This window comes from Pseudoalteromonas sp. ABV4_021, from assembly GCF_056159365.1.
Genome location: NZ_JBSWVB010000002.1, coordinates 1,451,481 through 1,467,287, shown reverse-complemented (window position 1 = coordinate 1,467,287; position 15,807 = coordinate 1,451,481). Strand labels below are relative to the sequence as shown.

Annotated in this window: 15 protein-coding genes and 1 pseudogene; 8 read left to right on the top strand and 8 right to left on the bottom strand. The window is 40.2% G+C overall.

The window, feature by feature from the left end; all coding sequences use genetic code 11:
- Positions 1 to 20 precede the first annotated feature (20 nt).
- Positions 21 to 2,273, bottom strand: a complete 2,253-nt coding sequence (locus tag ACXAFE_RS20725) for a carboxypeptidase-like regulatory domain-containing protein (RefSeq protein ID WP_475157447.1) — start codon at positions 2,271 to 2,273, stop codon at positions 21 to 23.
- 429 nt (positions 2,274 to 2,702) lie between these two features.
- Between ACXAFE_RS20725 and ACXAFE_RS20720 the strand changes: the two genes are divergently transcribed.
- Genes ACXAFE_RS20720 through ACXAFE_RS20710 form a run of 3 tightly spaced genes read left to right on the top strand, consistent with a single transcriptional unit; the run spans position 2,703 to position 4,825 of the window.
- Positions 2,703 to 2,933, top strand: coding sequence for a helix-turn-helix domain-containing protein (locus ACXAFE_RS20720; RefSeq protein ID WP_475157443.1), 231 nt, complete (start codon positions 2,703 to 2,705; stop codon positions 2,931 to 2,933).
- 14 nt (positions 2,934 to 2,947) lie between these two features.
- Entirely contained in the window at positions 2,948 to 3,550 is a 603-nt protein-coding gene (locus ACXAFE_RS20715; protein WP_475157438.1) for a hypothetical protein, read from the top strand.
- 36 nt (positions 3,551 to 3,586) lie between these two features.
- Positions 3,587 to 4,825: a serine hydrolase domain-containing protein gene (locus tag ACXAFE_RS20710; protein WP_475157433.1), complete on the top strand. Its 1,239-nt coding sequence runs from the start codon at positions 3,587 to 3,589 to the stop codon at positions 4,823 to 4,825.
- 62 nt (positions 4,826 to 4,887) lie between these two features.
- Here the strand turns inward: ACXAFE_RS20710 and ACXAFE_RS20705 are convergent, their stop codons facing one another.
- The 6 genes from ACXAFE_RS20705 to ACXAFE_RS20680 form a co-directional block, all read right to left on the bottom strand.
- Entirely contained in the window at positions 4,888 to 5,520 is a 633-nt protein-coding gene (locus ACXAFE_RS20705) for a LysE family translocator (RefSeq protein WP_475157430.1), read from the bottom strand.
- A 119-nt stretch (positions 5,521 to 5,639) separates the two neighbouring features.
- Positions 5,640 to 6,137 carry a P-loop nucleotide/nucleoside kinase family protein gene (locus ACXAFE_RS20700; RefSeq protein ID WP_475157428.1) on the bottom strand — a complete coding sequence of 166 codons (498 nt, stop codon included), beginning with the start codon at positions 6,135 to 6,137 and terminating at the stop codon, positions 5,640 to 5,642.
- Between the two features lie 25 nt (positions 6,138 to 6,162).
- Positions 6,163 to 6,399 carry a helix-hairpin-helix domain-containing protein gene (locus tag ACXAFE_RS20695; protein WP_475157422.1) on the bottom strand — a complete coding sequence of 79 codons (237 nt, stop codon included), beginning with the start codon at positions 6,397 to 6,399 and terminating at the stop codon, positions 6,163 to 6,165.
- Positions 6,400 to 6,441: 42 nt separating this feature from the next.
- Positions 6,442 to 7,245 carry a DUF2071 domain-containing protein gene (locus ACXAFE_RS20690; protein WP_475157417.1) on the bottom strand — a complete coding sequence of 268 codons (804 nt, stop codon included), beginning with the start codon at positions 7,243 to 7,245 and terminating at the stop codon, positions 6,442 to 6,444.
- 383 nt (positions 7,246 to 7,628) lie between these two features.
- Positions 7,629 to 8,540, bottom strand: a complete 912-nt coding sequence (locus ACXAFE_RS20685; RefSeq protein ID WP_475157414.1) for a hypothetical protein — start codon at positions 8,538 to 8,540, stop codon at positions 7,629 to 7,631.
- Positions 8,541 to 8,780: 240 nt separating this feature from the next.
- Positions 8,781 to 8,960: an alpha/beta fold hydrolase gene (locus tag ACXAFE_RS20680; protein WP_475157409.1), complete on the bottom strand. Its 180-nt coding sequence runs from the start codon at positions 8,958 to 8,960 to the stop codon at positions 8,781 to 8,783.
- Between the two features lie 335 nt (positions 8,961 to 9,295).
- On the opposite strand from ACXAFE_RS20680, the gene yiaY reads away from it, so the two are divergent.
- From yiaY to ACXAFE_RS20665, 3 genes are all read left to right on the top strand, one after another.
- Positions 9,296 to 10,444, top strand: coding sequence for an L-threonine dehydrogenase (yiaY, locus tag ACXAFE_RS20675; protein WP_475157402.1), 1,149 nt, complete (start codon positions 9,296 to 9,298; stop codon positions 10,442 to 10,444).
- A gap of 202 nt (positions 10,445 to 10,646) precedes the next feature.
- Positions 10,647 to 10,880 carry a phage tail tube assembly chaperone gene (locus tag ACXAFE_RS20670; protein ID WP_010558784.1) on the top strand — a complete coding sequence of 78 codons (234 nt, stop codon included), beginning with the start codon at positions 10,647 to 10,649 and terminating at the stop codon, positions 10,878 to 10,880.
- 149 nt (positions 10,881 to 11,029) lie between these two features.
- The gene (locus ACXAFE_RS20665) at positions 11,030 to 11,926 is read left to right on the top strand and encodes a hypothetical protein (RefSeq protein ID WP_475157397.1); all 897 of its coding nucleotides are present in this window, start codon (positions 11,030 to 11,032) and stop codon (positions 11,924 to 11,926) included.
- Here ACXAFE_RS20665 and ACXAFE_RS20660 read toward each other — a convergent pair.
- A pseudogene (locus tag ACXAFE_RS20660) lies at positions 11,923 to 13,082 on the bottom strand (LTA synthase family protein). The gene ACXAFE_RS20665 and the pseudogene ACXAFE_RS20660 overlap by 4 nt on opposite strands.
- 1,132 nt (positions 13,083 to 14,214) lie before the next feature.
- Here ACXAFE_RS20660 and ACXAFE_RS20655 point away from each other — a divergent pair.
- Both ACXAFE_RS20655 and ACXAFE_RS20650 read left to right on the top strand, forming a co-directional pair.
- Positions 14,215 to 14,955, top strand: coding sequence for a transporter substrate-binding domain-containing protein (locus ACXAFE_RS20655; RefSeq protein WP_475157395.1), 741 nt, complete (start codon positions 14,215 to 14,217; stop codon positions 14,953 to 14,955).
- 83 nt (positions 14,956 to 15,038) lie between these two features.
- On the top strand, positions 15,039 to 15,788 hold the full coding sequence (locus tag ACXAFE_RS20650) for a DUF805 domain-containing protein (protein WP_475157390.1): 750 nt from the start codon (positions 15,039 to 15,041) through the stop codon (positions 15,786 to 15,788).
- Positions 15,789 to 15,807: the final 19 nt, after the last annotated feature.

The following is a 15,807-nucleotide window of genomic DNA, read 5'->3' as shown; positions in this document are numbered from 1 at the left end:
GGGCATATGCCCTTAACCTTTTAGCGCGCTGCATTGGTGTAATTTGCCCGGTCTACTTCTCGCTCAATATTAATGCGCGATGGGATAAAGGTGTTGTAACCCGGCTGCCCGCCAAACCACAATTGCGCATCACGCTCTTCACGTTCAACAATGTAAAATACTCTATCACCGTTAATAATGGTACTTGCAATGGGGTACCAAAAACGTTTGGCAAAAGGTAGGCGGTTAATTTCAATATTCTGTGTGCCCACTTGATAACTCACCGCATCACTTAGCACAAAATTAATGCTGCTTAATCCGTTTTGGTCTGGTCCCTGCCAAGCAACGCCATCGATATTTTGCACTGTGTGACTGGTAAACAACCAGCCCCATAAGCGTTCTGGAATAAGCAAACCATTGCTATCAAACGAACCCGGGATCCACGAATTAATTTCACCATTCCAGTAATGATTGCTGCTTGTTGGCTGCAAATAAGCACTATCGAGTACAAAGTTAGTTTGTCCTTTTACCCAAATATCATAGGTAGCAAATTCCCCTTCTGGCGTACTGAACTGAGAAAACACACCGTATTCTAATCCAAGTTGATCAATGATTTCGCTCGTTTGCACAGCGCCATTTGGATATTGGATCACTAACTGGCCCGCATTATTTACCTGCCAGTTTGCGCTAATATTAGATATTTTGCCGTTTGCCACGCCATTTGAATCAAACATAATTACATCGGCATACGAGGTGGTAGGATAAATATAATCATCATAAGCGCGTTTACCTTCCGAATAATTGTATTGCCCGCCCCACAAACCAAGCACACATGCGACGCCATTGTTACAGTCCGCTTGAAACGCAATCGGCTCAATATCAAGCCTAGATCGAAAAGTTTGCTGACTACTGCTAATTTCAATTTTGTTATTTTGCAGCGTTAAGGTATCGCCATTCGTTAATTGAATCGGTGGCGTGCGCTTTTCAACACGCGTTTCAACATTAATCATATCAACTAACGCACCATCAACAACACGTGTGTAATTTTGCGAAAGCGTTGATTGATAAAACACGATTTGGTCGTCTACCCCACCGCCTGCATAAAATGCGTCGATTTCAGCTTGATCATCGGTAAGCGATTCAATATTGTAAGTGAGTAATTCTTGCTCGATAGGGGTGGTATAGGTTGTTTCGATTCGACCATTGGCAACGTGCCACGAATAGCCCGCGTTAATTGCTTGCCCATTCCATGAAGTAAAACTAAGCTTGCTTCCAGTACCTGTCGCGTCAAATTTAAGTGCTGAGCCACTGCGTGATAAATACCCAGGTTCGGCAGTATCAATGGCGTAGTAAAAACTTGGAATATCACTTTCATCGAACCCTGCCACCAAGTCAGTGTCGGCTAAAATCGCGTTTTGCGCGGCGATTAGGTCTGCTTCGGGCGTGTTCTCAATAAAACTCTCAACCGCACCTTGCGATGACACAAATTCAATAATACTGTTGTAACCATCGGGCAATTGGTAATTCACATCATCAACAATCAATTTTATGACCGCCGCTAATTCAATTAACTGCGATGCATCAACTGCGGTTTCAGCTTGCTGTAATTCAGAAATATTAGTGGGTTCTTGAAAGCCATTTGCCGCAAGCGTTAATACGTAACTCGCAGTTGTTACGTTAGTAACATTATGAGAGTCATCTTCTAATACTTTTTCAAACGACCCTAACAAATTAACGAAGTTAATTTCATCGCCAGTTTGCGCATCAAAGGCCGACGATTCTATTTTCACAAGTGTTTCGAGTGTAGTGGTTAAAATCGTCAGCGAATAAGCGCCGTTTTCATCAGCTGTAGTCGTAAAGGTATTACCATTTACGGTAACACTAACGCTGGCATATGGAATAGGTTCATCAGTCACTAAACCCGATAATGTCGCACTGTAACCGCCGCAACTACTAACATCGGTCACATCTGCGCTATCAATTAAAGTGGTATTGTTATTCGCAACAGCGGCAATTTTACACGGCACATAAATGAGATCTTCAATTTGCACTTTCGCATTAAAGCGTTTGTTTTTCACGGTTTCTGAATGAAAAACAACCTCTAGGTTGTCGGCATCTCGTAAGGTTAACGACGTATTTTTACCAAAGCCTTTTAGTTTACCTTTAACTTTGAGCCAAGTTTGCTTGTTGTTAACCGATACACTGTCGATTTCAACCGACTGTGAGCCCGCCCAACTCGCTGGTGAGATTGCAGCGGCGCTCAGTAACGCCACCATAACTAACTGTTTAATCATTGCTTTTCCTAAATCTGAGTTGTTGTCCTCAGAGTTAGATTAGACGTTGGTAGGCAGTTGAGATTTGTCGCAACTGAACACGCGTTTTTTAGTCGCTTACTGATGCAAGAAAGGTGACACCAACTTAAACAAGTTAGTGTGTGATTAACGCAAAAGCAGTAAAAACGCTCTCATCCAAAACTGAGGTTATTTAGTTTATTAAGTACCACTTAAAAACAAATGCATCCCTACTGCTCAATGCTTCATTCAGCCTAACAACTGTTTGTTGATTGATCAAATTATTGCAATAGTTTCACGTTTTAAAAGCCCAAACCGTCGCAAAAAACGTGTTTTTTACACTACCCTCAAACAAACGTTAAACATCAATCATTTTACGTTTATCATAAAATTTTATTTGACAAACATAAATTTCGCGATTAATTTATAAGCATGAGTATACGAATCAACCTAGATATAGAACTGGCAAAAAATAAAATGTCATTGAAACAATTATCGCAAGATATCAGTATTTCAATGACCAATTTATCACTGCTTAAAAATGGCAAAGTGAAAGCCATTCGGTTCTCAACATTAGAAGCAATTTGTTCGGCGCTTAATTGTCAGCCGGGCGATATTTTGCAATATGAACACGATCATTCAGACACTGATCTGGATACATAACGAAAGGACGTATTATGACTTCTCGCGATAATTTTATATCCGCTGGGGCGGCTGCTTTGCTAGCAGTGTTATTTCCATTTTACTGGATCACGTTTTTGGGCCAAACCTTTGATGGCTTTGAAGCCGCTCTTAAACAAGATCTACTCACATTCAATTGGCGTGATTTACTGTTTGTATTGATTGGCGCGTTAGAAGTGTGTGTTTATTTAAGCTTAAGCAATCACCTAAAATCTCACTTTAATGCCCGCTCCGCTCGTATTTTGCTGTGTACTATGGCCGCAATCGTCGCCATATTTCACTCAACTGTGTTATTTGATATTTATTTAGCCTTAACTAACCAAAATACGCTTTCAGAAAGTACAGGCTTGGTCGCGATGGTAATAGCGTTTGGTTCTCTGGGGCTATACACATTATTCGCGGCTGTATTTTCAATTGTATGTTTAATTAACAAACATTTGCCGCCACTGCTCAAAGTGTTTTCGGTGTTAATGTTGTTAATGAGCATTCTACAAATGACCCTTGTTTTGTCTTTCACCAATGTATTCCTATTCCCTGCTGCACTGCTTGTACTGTCTATTTACTTTGTGAAAGACAAAGAAGAACTGGAAGTAATTTAAGCCATACAAGGTAATAAGACAAAACAAGGATATGTTATGCGTTTAGTTAAAGTACTTATAAGCTTTATTGTACTCACTGTGAGTTGGAGTTGCGTTTGCCTTTACGGCGCATTAAATGGTTGGTGGTTAACACCGCTTGCCAAACAAGACGATACGGCCGCATTTATTGCTAAGACCCAACAGCGCTTTTTGAACGAGGCAAAAGGAAATTTTGCCATGGTTATTATTGAAGATGGGCGAGTTGTGTCAGAGCAATTCACACCATCAATAAATTCGGTGAATGGCGACACCCTCTTCCCTGTGGCGTCAATGAGCAAGTTATTTACCGCATATGGTGTGTATCAATTAGCGCAACAAGGCGACATTGATTTAGATGCACCTATTGCTAATTACCTAACAGCGGCATGGCAATTACCCGCATCCAGCTTCGACCTTAGTGAAGTCACCTTACGCCGCTTACTGTCACACACCTCGGGGTTAACCGATGGCTTAGGCTTTGCCGACATTAGTAAAAGCCAGCCAATGCCTAGTTTAATTGAGTCATTAAACCACCCTAAAGGCGCACGCGGTGACGTTAAACTTGAAATCGGATACGAACCAGCAACTCAGTGGCAATATTCAGGCGGCGGTTACCTCATTGCAGAACATATCATCGAGAATGTGACTAAGATGTCATTTGAAGATTTTATGGCAAAAACCGTTTTCGAACCGATTTCGATGCATCGCACCAATTATGCATTTATCGAAACGCACAGCAATGTGGCACACGCTTATGATTCGGCCGGCAACAAGGCGCCTTTTTATCAATATGTAAGCCCTGCTGCAACAGGCTTACTGGCTAGCACTAATGACCTTACTCAGTTTGTATTGGCCTTACAGCAAACGGATAAACACACTAAAAATGCCATCAACACATTAAGTCAACCACTTGGTCATAAACTTGGGGCGCCAATTTGGGGCATGGGTGCGATGCTATATGCCCCGCTACCGAATGGTAAATTTATTCTCGGTCATGATGGCGCAAATGAGCCCGCAATTAACAGCGCACTTCGCCTCAATCCAATTAATCACGATGCAATCATTGTGTTAACCTCTGGCGGAGAAAATATTGCAACCGCTATCGCATCTGAATGGACCTTTTGGCAAGCAGGCATTCCCGACTTTTTAAACTTCGAACGCGCCATTCGCAGTGCCTTTATACCCATAGGTTTAGGCATCGTCGCAATTTTGCTCGCTCTTGCACTCGTTTACCGTCAACGGGTTATCTCAACGTAAAGTGACGAGTAGAATGCTTGACAGCATAGAGCATGGCTGGCACGTAAAACGTATTAAAACGATTACTTGGTGACGTCACTGACCAGCACTTTACTGGCTAAGCCCACCAGTAGCACGCCGGAAATGCCATCTAAAACACGAGTAAACCGCGCTGAGTTTGCTCTTTTAAACAGCCAACTTCCTAAAACTGCGTAGAGTAAATTACATGCCGTTGCCAATAGACTAAAAACACAGCCCAATAACAGCAGCTGAAATGCTACATCAGCAGACGATGTGTCGATAAATTGCGGCAAGAACGACAGAAAAAACAGCGCCACTTTTGGATTTAAAACGCTTACGATTATTCCTTGCAAAAATACATTGCCAGAAGCGCGTGATTTATCGTTTAGCACGACCTGACTTTCACCACACCACATTGCATAAAGTGATTTAATTCCGAGGTAACATAAATACGCGGCCCCCAACATCTTAACTAGGGTAAATGCCAGTGCAGAGCTTAAAATTATCGCCGACAAACCAAGACATGCAGCCAAAGTATGTGCAAAATAGCCAGCGCCCAGCCCCATTGCCGCTTTTAATCCCGTTGCCATTTTGCCTTTCATTGTGTTTGATACGATGTATATCACATCGGGTCCGGGAATTAAATTAATTGCCAAGCAAGCAATAACGAATATAAGTAATACGTTAAAATCCATATATTTTCCTATTCACGTTTCTTAAGCGATGTAATGTTAGGTTAATCTATACTCGGGCGCTTAAATTAACTTTCCTTTTTTTCAAGGTTAACGTAAAACTATGCTTTAAATTTAGTATGTTATTGTGCACTTTTGTTTAGAACTATATTAAGTCCTTCATTCTCTTGCGGGGGCTCGAAATATTGTGTCACATGATGAAACATTGCTTCTGTGTCAAAATGCGATCGCTCAGGTTCTGAAACACGACGCTTGGCGATTTGTGCAAGGCATGTTGCATTACTCACATCTAGGTAGATAACTTTATGTTGGCCATTAATTTCATCGCTCAATGAACGCAACCAAGCGCGTTGTTTTACGGTATTCGCAGGAAAATCCATTACTACATGAGTACCCGTTGTTAACATACGCTGCACATGCGTTTTCACAAACGGTTTAATCAGATTTGCATAATGAATATAGTCATCAAACGACTTAATTTGCTCGGGAAAGTGCGCACTTAACCATTCATCTTCAGAAATCAAAACGGTGTGCGTTTGCTTCGCTATAAGCCTTGCTTGGGTTGACTTGCCCGCTCCCATCTTGCCGCAAAAAAAGGTTAAATTACCAAGATTTTTCATAAAACATCCTGTAAGAAACGTGCGATTAAAGCGTTAATTTTGCGCGTTCAATTGCTGCTGCAATGGCCATTTTAGCCTGCGGGCTGTTTTTCCAACAGCTCGTTCTTAACATTGAGGCGACCATTTCGGCAATATCATCAACACTGTATTGGGTTAAGTCAGCAAATGAATGAATGCCTATTTCTTCAAAGCGCTTTATCACGGTTGGCCCAACCCCTTTAACGGCAAGCAATGCCTCATTTTCTTGGCTTGAAAATGCCATTACAACTCCTTGTGTTTATCGAAATAACTTATTAAAAGGTAATTAACCCGTGTTCAAATCGTTTATCACCGTTGGCGCCAGATAAATTGTAAATTCGTTGATAGGTTCAATTAAAACACTGTACGGCGACTGTTGCTCTTGGTTATTTACCAAGTTTAAATCCGATAACAGCTTAAAGCTTGCAGATTTAAGCTGACCGGGTTTTACACGCAATTCGTCATGCCATACCCGATACGTGCCAAGTTTTTTATCTCGACGATAATAAAAACCCGCAAGCGGATGGGTTAAATAAACCAGCGCTGATTCTGTATCTGGAAAGCCGGGAAAATGTAGACTATCGCTATCAGATTGGCTTAGCTCAACCGATGCCGCAGCCCATTGGGAACGTGTTTCCATACGATACTGCTGGTACAAGCCTGTCGACTCATCAAAAATACAATCAAACCGAATATTGCCCGCATGCCATGGCAAATTCCACAGATAACGCGGTACCGCTAAGGTCCATGAATCAAGTGTGGTGCCTAAGAACCACACACAACGCTCACCCGTTTCACTATCAATAATATAGATTCGGTAATTAGTTTGCCCCATAGTGAATTTGGCAAACGGAAACACTGCCGAGGTAAAGTCAACATCAATAAAGGGCACTACCGAGATTAACGCCATCTTCTCGCCATTTAATTCAATGGTGTCGAGTAAAAAGCGCTTCGGAAACAACCCTGCAAATCGCTCTGTCGGCACCGCATACGTTATGATGGCAAAATGCTTTAAGCTGCATAACACATCAATGCCAGTGGGTTTAGGTCGAGCGGTCAGATAATCCTTAAATTTACGTGAACTTTGCACGCTACCTCCTTGAAATTCTTACCTCGATTTATAACACGTTAATTACACGTGTGTCACTGCAATGTAAAAGCGGCTAAGAGTTTGGTTTAAAGGGATTGTGTTATGATGTTAAACAATCGAATTGGTATAAGAAACGCGGTCACAAACTAGCATTTTCTTAAAAAGAGCAACCAAAAATAAGCAAAACGGTGCAGCCATTTTGCTTATTTTATACCAATTCTGTTAAGTATGTGATCACAGATAGCGCTGGATAAATGAAATGGTAACAAGGCGGAATTTTTCTTATGTAGTTGTTCTACATTGATAAATTCTAACGCAGTTAGCATGATATTTAGCCCGCTAGGATGATCAGCTATTTAAGTGAATTGGTATTATTGCAGCTATTAGCTAAAATGCACTCCGGTGATGTCATATTCGCCAATGTATCGCTCACCGTACATATCAGCAAAGAAAAACTCCATTTCGACTTTGTGCCTGCCTTGATGGTTGAGTAGCTCGATTACATAAAAGGTTTTTTTGGGGCCAGAATAGGTTTTAAGATCGCTCGATTGCACTATTTTGAAATCGCTCGGATTACCTATCTTGGCAAAATATTCGTAAAGCACATTTAAGCCTCGTGAATAGATATCAATTTCTCGTTGGCTTGCATTGGGAATGTGCTGCGCCATCAAAAATGCAGTATTTTGGCTATTAATCGCATCAATAAATTGGCTAATTAACTGCTGATGCTCAACAGGCGGTACAACTTTTACCTTTGTTGCTAAGGCTTTTAGCTTATCCGACGGCGGCATAATGCGATTTTGATACACCGTGAAATCACGTGAGTAAGCAACAAAATTCAAATAGCTTTCTAGGCTTTTTTGGTATTGGTTGTGAAATTTTTTAAAATCTTCCGCTAGGTTGTTTTCCAAATCTAAGTAAAAATCATAACCAGCTTGCCCAGTTAAATGAAGAATATCTCTATGGTCAATAAGTAAGCCAAATAACAAGGCATTAAAATCAATCACATTGTCTTGTTGGTTAAATAAAACCAGATCACTTGACCAGGTTTTATTACCTTTTTTTATTTCAAGCACATAATCTTTAAAGGGTACTTGGCTACCAAATTCTAGGTGTATTTGGTTAGATTGAAACGGAATAGACTCAGATTTGAAAAATTTTTCGCGTAAATGTAACTGAAAACCTTCGCTTGCTTTAGCAAACTCAGCTGACTTTTGCACTAGGGTCGCCTGTGACGACTGCACCTTAGTCACAAACATAATAAGTACGGTAACAATCAGTAGCTTAATTTTCATTATCACTCCTTGATAACTTGCACATGCGTTTTGATAGTATAAAAATCAGTCGGTAAAATAAAGCCTTAACCGTTAAATTTGCATCTATCATTAGCGCCTGTTGACCGCAGAGTGTTTTGTTGTTACTTCTTGACTTAGACAGCTAAGCCTACAAAGCGACGCCGCGATCAAAAAGATTTGGATTTGAACAGAATTTAGACCACAAAGATCAACTCGCTCTAGTTCGTCACTAAGTGTCTGTTACGCAGTTACTTTGTTCAGAAACGAAATTACAGCGTGATTGAATACATTTGGCTGCTCCCATTGCAATGCATGTCCAGCTTCTGCCACGACTAAGGTTTCACAACCCGGTAATTGTCTTGCTGCAGCGCTTTTTATAAACTGGCGTCGTGACGTTCCTTGCTGAATGTTGTTTGCCATTATTATGTAATCCCTTTTTATTGTTATGCACTATTTAAACGCCACCCAATTTTAATAAACAAGCCAAATACGATAAAACAAAACGTAAATGGGATTGAATCGTTAAATGTAATAAAACGTGTCATAACATGCTGAATTTTTGATTATTTTCTCTGTCATTTGTTGTTTTCACTGCCACTCTAAATGCCTCAAATAAGCGCCGATAAAAGCGCATTAGATTAAAGTCTAAATGTTCTAAGCGTGGTATTTGTTTTAAATCAAAAAGACGAAAGGTTTCGCATGTGACAATCACCGTCGCAATAAAGTAACTCTCACTAAATAAAGGACAAATCATTATGACTACTGCATTTTATATTCCTACCGTTAATTTAATGGGTGCAGGTTGTTTAAAAGATGCCGCTGATAATATTCAAGCAAAAGGATTTAAAAAAGGGCTTATCGTAACCGATAAAATCCTGAACCAAATTGGTGTTGTAGAAAAAGTTCAGTCGCTGCTTAACGAGCGCGATGTCGCAACGGCGGTTTTTGACGGTACCCAGCCAAACCCTACCGTTAGCAATGTAAACGATGGCCTAAGTATTTTAAAAGACAATGATTGCGACTTTGTAATTTCACTTGGTGGCGGTTCGCCACATGATTGCGCAAAAGGCATTGCGCTTGTTGCTGCAAATGGCGGCAAAATTGGCGACTATGAAGGGGTCGACCAATCAGCAAAACCAATGCTACCGCTTGTCGCAATTAATACAACAGCCGGTACGGCTTCAGAAATGACGCGTTTTTGTATTATTACCGATGAAGAGCGCCACATTAAAATGGCCATTGTTGATAAACACACCACGCCGTTAGTATCGGTTAACGACCCTGAGCTAATGCTGGCAAAACCTGCCTCGCTTACTGCCGCAACCGGTATGGATGCGCTTACCCATGCAATTGAAGCGTATGTATCAATTGCTGCAACGCCAATCACTGATGCTGTTGCAATTAAAGCGATCGAACTTATTCAAACACATTTGCGCGAAGCGGTGAATAATGGCAAGAACATAGAAGCACGTGAACAAATGGCCTATGCGCAATTTATGGCAGGCATGGCATTTAACAATGCATCGCTTGGTTATGTACACGCTATGGCGCACCAGCTTGGCGGTTTTTACGATCTGCCTCACGGTGTATGTAACGCAATCTTATTACCATACGTACAACGTTTTAACGCTAAAGCGGTTCCAGGTCGCTTACGTGATGTTGCAAAAGCAATGGGCGTTGATGTGAGCAATTTAAGCGAACAACAAGGTGCAGATGCAGCAATTGACGCAATTGTTAGCTTAGCCAGTGATGTTGGTATTCCATCAGGTATTGAGCAGTTAGGCGCAAAAGCTGACGATATTCCAACACTCACTGAAAATGCGCTAAAAGATGCCTGCGGATTTACTAACCCAATACAGGCTACTTCTGAAGAAATTGCAGAGATATTCCGCGCTGCAATGTAGTATTAACGCAATAACTTCTTAAAAAAAAAGGTTAGCGATAGTAGCTAACCTTTTTTTTTGCCTTAATAACAAACGTCACTCGAAATAAACACAAAATAAATTTTACCTTTACGACAATTATTTATCGTTTTACTTAAAACAAAAATAACCCTAATTTGTCGGTGTTAAAAATATCAATCCAGTTAATTGAAAAAGGGTAAATATGAAGATTTTTTTAATGGTATTGGCATTAGCAAGCACTGTAGTTTGGGCAAGCGAAGAACAAGCGAGCGTAGAAACAGTGAAAGATTCTTATGAATTCTGCCTAGATATGGCTGAAGAAGAAGAGAATAAAGACAGCGCCGTGCTATTTTGTGTAAACGATGAATTAAAATCTCTTGGTTACAAAGGGTTTGATTCATTACAAGCAATCAAAAGCTTTATTAAAGCAGATTAAGCGTTAAACGCTAACACACTTGATACAGACGAATAAAGGCCAGCACTTGCTGGCCTTTTTGTTTTTTAAGCTTTTGTTTCGTCAAAAATATTGTAACCTTTTAAAAACAATTTGCGACTTAGTTAAAAACAACAGATAAACAAACAACTATGAACAAATTTTTGCTCGCACTTTGTACACTCGCTATTACCCTTTCAGCAAACGCTAACGCAGTACCAGCCAGCATTTTTGATATTTCGATAAGCGAATCATTTGATTCATCTCTAACTAAATTGCAAGAAAATTGCCAAACAAACGTGCGCGTTGTGTCTAACTTACCAGTGCGTTTTCCACTAGCAAAACACACAGAGCAACATTTAGTATGTGACAGTGTAAAACACGGCGGAAAGGCTGCTATTGTAATCGCAGATGGTAAGGCGGCGCACATTAACACAAATAATATCAGTGAAAGTGCCATTACCGGCTTAAGCGAAAAATATGCTGAGTACTTAACGTATCAAGCACACAGCAATCATTTATTGTGGTTAAATACACACACCAACAGTGCTACCTTAATCGGGCAGGATGCGCTTCACCCAAATTTATTTGTTTGGTCTAACCCACATATCAACAATAACCAGCAAAGTGAAGTTACGTTAAATACCTTACTTAAATTTGGCGCGTCAATTGATGAACTTATGCCCATATTTAAAAAACACTGCCAACCGCTTGTGATTCAAGACACTAAACCCTGGTTGTTAACCAAGCCTAATGCACAAAAACAAGTTAACTGTTTTAATTTTTCAGCATTTGGTTTCCCGCGCAAAATTGAAGCCGTATTCGGTGATAACCACCTAGAACTCGCTTGGATTTTAACAGCAAGCACTGAGCAAGCACGTGTGGCTCAATCACTTAGCAACACCTACGGCAAAGCAATATTTGAAAATGCCCAGTGGCAGGCATACCAAAATGGTGAAATTTATTTACGCAAAGACAAGCCTGAAGTACTAGCGGTATCAAAAAGGCTTATTCCCCTTATCAAAGAAAAATACGCAATTACGTTTTAAAAAATATTGCTAGTGGCTGGCATGCCAATTTGATACGCTAAACTGCCCCAAAGCGCATGTGCCAACGCCACTTTCGCCTCATTATGATCGAGTGGTTTTTCACTCATATAATTATCTGCGCTATTAAAATCGAACATTTTCGGTTTTTTCCCTGGCTGTAAAATAGTGACACCTTTGTCACTGTAGTAGGCAAAATTATCAGCATACTGCATTAATGCCCTACCAGTTGTGGCACTTTTTGTTAAATCGCGCCCAATCATAGGCGATTGATTGGTTACCCCCATTAATGACAGCACCGTTGGCGCCAAATCAATTTGACTAGCAATGGCTTTATAATTCTGATTATCAAACTCACTGTTTAGAATAATAGCTGGAATATGAAAATTGTTTACTGGCACCAAATGCTGACCTAACACACGTGCATCATGGTCGGCAACAATCAAAAACACCGTATTTTGCCAATACGATTGTGTTTTTGCTGTATTAATAAACTCACCTAAGGCAAAGTCTGCATATTGAATTGCTTTATGTCTTGCGCGCTCTTTATCATCATACTGAGCAAGCTGAGATGCTGTATAATCAAGCGGCTTTATCATCCCATTTGGAATCTCAAAAGGATCATGATTGCTTGAAGTGAAAATCAGGCTAAAGAACGGTTTTTCTTGCAAAGCCAGCTTATTAAGCTCTGTATTCGCTTGTTTGAATACATCTTGGTCACTAGCGCCCCGAGAGCCAACAAAATTTGGCTTATCAATATCGTCAAAATCCACAATTGTCTGAAAACCGTTGCCAAGAAAAAACTTTTCATATTATCAAAGTGGCTTTCACCGCCATAAATAAACTGGGTGTTGTAACCTTCAGACTGCAACAAACTTGCAAGTGTAAAAAAACCTTTTTGTGACTTGTCTAACTTAACAACCGCCCTTGCAGGCGTCGGCGTAAAGCCTGTAACAACGGCCTCAATACCACGTACAGAGCGCGTGCCCGTTGCATAAAGCTTGTTAAACTCCCACCCCTTTTGATACAAACTGTCGATATTAGGTGTTAGTGGCAAGCCGTTTAAACGTTTAACATACTGGGCGCCGAGGCTCTCTTCTAAAATGATCACCAAATTCTTTTTTGCACCATGGTAGCTAGGCTGCTGTATGTTAAACATTGGATTGATCGGTAAAGTAAAAGCCGATATTGGTAAGCCTGTTTCTTGGCGAACAATGTTTATAACCTCGCGCTCAGGCATCGTGCCATATAGTTTGCTCGCATTTTTTTCATTTAGCAGCGCTTTAACTGCATGTATCACACAATAGGTAGAATTAAGCGTTAGCGAATTCACTCGCGCATCATTTGAAAAAAACACATACGCAGGATTAATAGGTCTGTGTCCAAATGTGCCACGGGCAAGTAGTATAAGTGTAGCGAGCACCAGTAAAATAGCGACGAGTTTAACCTTTGCTGTAGCGTGAGTTTGCCCAGTCGTTTTAAACACAAAATAATTTACTAGCGGCAACACAATTAACTTAATCGCAGCGGCCAATAAAATAAGTGTTACAAAAACGGCAACAAAATGCCCGCTCATCAACATTGAAAACACTTCTTTTGGATACACCAAATATTCCACAAACAAACGATTTGGTCGCAAGCCATACTCTTCAATAAACATGGGTGTGGCCATTTCTAAAAACACCAAGATTGTTAGAATTAGCACCAAGTAACTTTTAAGACATGCTAGCCATATTGGTTTTAACGATTTAATAATTAATGCAAGCGGTGAGATAAGTACAGGAATAAGCAGTAAATAGTCCAATGTACTTAAATCAATGCGTAATCCACCAATTAATAAATTTAACAAGGCATTGGGGGTTGAAACGTGTTAATACTGCCAAAGGCTAAAGCCCAAGCGAAAAGTGCTAAGCACACCTAGCACACACAAAGTTAATACCAAATACGGCATTAGATGTTTTTTAAGATCTGTCAGCATTATTATTCTCAGCTGTGACTACCTAGCGCGTTCTATTTGTTAGACCTTAAACGGCAATACTTAAGAAAAGCTTAAGAAACGCTTTGCTGTAGTTTAGTGTGAAAACAACCTTGCTAAGGTAAGACAAAGGCAATTAGCTGTGTAAAAGCTGCTCAATATCGCTATTAAATGCAATTTCTTTGATTTAGCGCTAATTCTTAAACGCAAACGCTGTTAATTTTTAGCGCGCATTAAACTATAATTTGTGTCGCTAAATACCTTTTATTCGCGCTTTTTCTTTGCGCTGCATCTTTTTCAATACCGGCTTTATATAATGACTACGTTTCTTTTCCGCTTGGCTATGTTTTTTTTATTAACGGTTTTTACCCACACCGCAACTGCACAAACGGGGAATAGTATTAAATGTGGTATGGCAACAGGCTATCCGCCCTTTCAGTTTATCGAGAATAACCAACCAACTGGCTTTGATTACGATGTACTTACGCGTGTGTTACAGCAAGTTAATCAAGAACTGTATTTAGTTGCAGATACATGGGATGAAGTAGTAAACCACTTACGTTTTTCCGAGCTTGATTGCGTGACTGGAATGGAAATCAATCCGCTGCGAGAAAAGTACTTTGATTTCACCCTACCCTATTATTTTCGCTACACCACAGTGTTCGTAAAAGAAGACAGTAAAGACATTGAAGTTGTGCACGACCTTTACGGAAAAAAAATTAGCGGCGACAAACACTCGATCACCGAAACCATATGGCAAGAGAAGCACATAAAAGATAACTTTCGTTTAATCCAAACAGAGTCAAAAGAGCAAGCTATGTTAATGCTCGCCAACGGTGAAACCACCGCAGCTATTATGCCGCGTTCGGTGGGGCTGTACCTCGCTAAACAGTACGGTGTTAACGTTAAAATTGTGCAATCGAATTATCGTGGTACCCCCGTTGCCATTGCCGTTAAAAAAGGCAACAAAGTACTGCTCGACAAACTTAATTCAGCGCTTCAAACACTGCTTTCGTCAGGCCAGTTAGATGCCTTGCAATCTAATTACAAAGACTAATTTAACAATTGATTTAATTGACAAAATCTCTTTAACGCGTAGCCTAACGCCACATTTTATCTAAAATCACTACAAGGACTGTAATGAACTGCTCTCATGTGCTTTATTGTGTAGAAGACTTCCTTCAAATTGCTTACTTACTTTCAAATCCAATCTTTGCTAGTGGCATCGTAATTCTTGCTTTTATGCTACGCAATATCCCAGGTCGCCCTTGGCTAATTAGTTTTGCTGTGCTGTCGTTATTTTCGAGCGTGTTTTATTCTGCTATTCAAATTGCGCAATATACATTATGGGGCGATTTACTTTATTTATACAAACATTATAACGACACGATGAACGTACTAAATTTATTAAAATTTAATATTTTACTGCCCTGCTTTTTACTTAATTTATGGGCTCTGAAAAATCTAAACATACCAATTCATACCTTGTTCTTTTCGTGGCGAGGACGTGCTACTCGAAGCATGTTTTGGGGTATATCGCTGCTTTACATAGTTTTATGCTTAGGGTTATTTAACGTATTAAATAATTTCTTTAAATCAAACTCTAGCCTGCCCGTTTACGCTGAAGCGATTTTTTTCTTAGTATTCTTTTTCACCCTGTGTGTGATTTCCTGGATGACCTTAATGATTCACATAAAGCGTTGGCACGATTGTAATCAGTCGGGTTGGATGATGTTTTTGAGTCTGATCCCTGTGATTGGTCCTATCGGTTGTATGTTATACCTAGGTTTTGCCAAAGGAGGCGGTTCAGAAAATAAATATGGTCAGCCAGTTTCAATAAGTGCCAGCGTTACCAATAACCCCGTACCTAACGAAATAAATAACGGGTAAAAATAAAGCAGCAGTTGCC

Bases quoted from the DNA above. Each gene is read 5' to 3' on its own strand.
- ACXAFE_RS20725 (WP_475157447.1), bottom strand. From the start codon at position 2,273: ATGATTAAACAGTTAGTTATGGTGGCGTTACTGAGCGCCGCTGCAATC.
- ACXAFE_RS20720 (WP_475157443.1), top strand. From the start codon at position 2,703: ATGAGTATACGAATCAACCTAGATATAGAACTGGCAAAAAATAAAATG.
- ACXAFE_RS20715 (WP_475157438.1), top strand. From the start codon at position 2,948: ATGACTTCTCGCGATAATTTTATATCCGCTGGGGCGGCTGCTTTGCTA.
- ACXAFE_RS20710 (WP_475157433.1), top strand. From the start codon at position 3,587: ATGCGTTTAGTTAAAGTACTTATAAGCTTTATTGTACTCACTGTGAGT.
- ACXAFE_RS20705 (WP_475157430.1), bottom strand. From the start codon at position 5,520: ATGGATTTTAACGTATTACTTATATTCGTTATTGCTTGCTTGGCAATT.
- ACXAFE_RS20700 (WP_475157428.1), bottom strand. From the start codon at position 6,137: ATGAAAAATCTTGGTAATTTAACCTTTTTTTGCGGCAAGATGGGAGCG.
- ACXAFE_RS20695 (WP_475157422.1), bottom strand. From the start codon at position 6,399: ATGGCATTTTCAAGCCAAGAAAATGAGGCATTGCTTGCCGTTAAAGGG.
- ACXAFE_RS20685 (WP_475157414.1), bottom strand. From the start codon at position 8,540: ATGAAAATTAAGCTACTGATTGTTACCGTACTTATTATGTTTGTGACT.
- ACXAFE_RS20680 (WP_475157409.1), bottom strand. From the start codon at position 8,960: ATGGCAAACAACATTCAGCAAGGAACGTCACGACGCCAGTTTATAAAA.
- yiaY (WP_475157402.1), top strand. From the start codon at position 9,296: ATGACTACTGCATTTTATATTCCTACCGTTAATTTAATGGGTGCAGGT.
- ACXAFE_RS20670 (WP_010558784.1), top strand. From the start codon at position 10,647: ATGAAGATTTTTTTAATGGTATTGGCATTAGCAAGCACTGTAGTTTGG.
- ACXAFE_RS20665 (WP_475157397.1), top strand. From the start codon at position 11,030: ATGAACAAATTTTTGCTCGCACTTTGTACACTCGCTATTACCCTTTCA.
- ACXAFE_RS20655 (WP_475157395.1), top strand. From the start codon at position 14,215: ATGACTACGTTTCTTTTCCGCTTGGCTATGTTTTTTTTATTAACGGTT.
- ACXAFE_RS20650 (WP_475157390.1), top strand. From the start codon at position 15,039: ATGAACTGCTCTCATGTGCTTTATTGTGTAGAAGACTTCCTTCAAATT.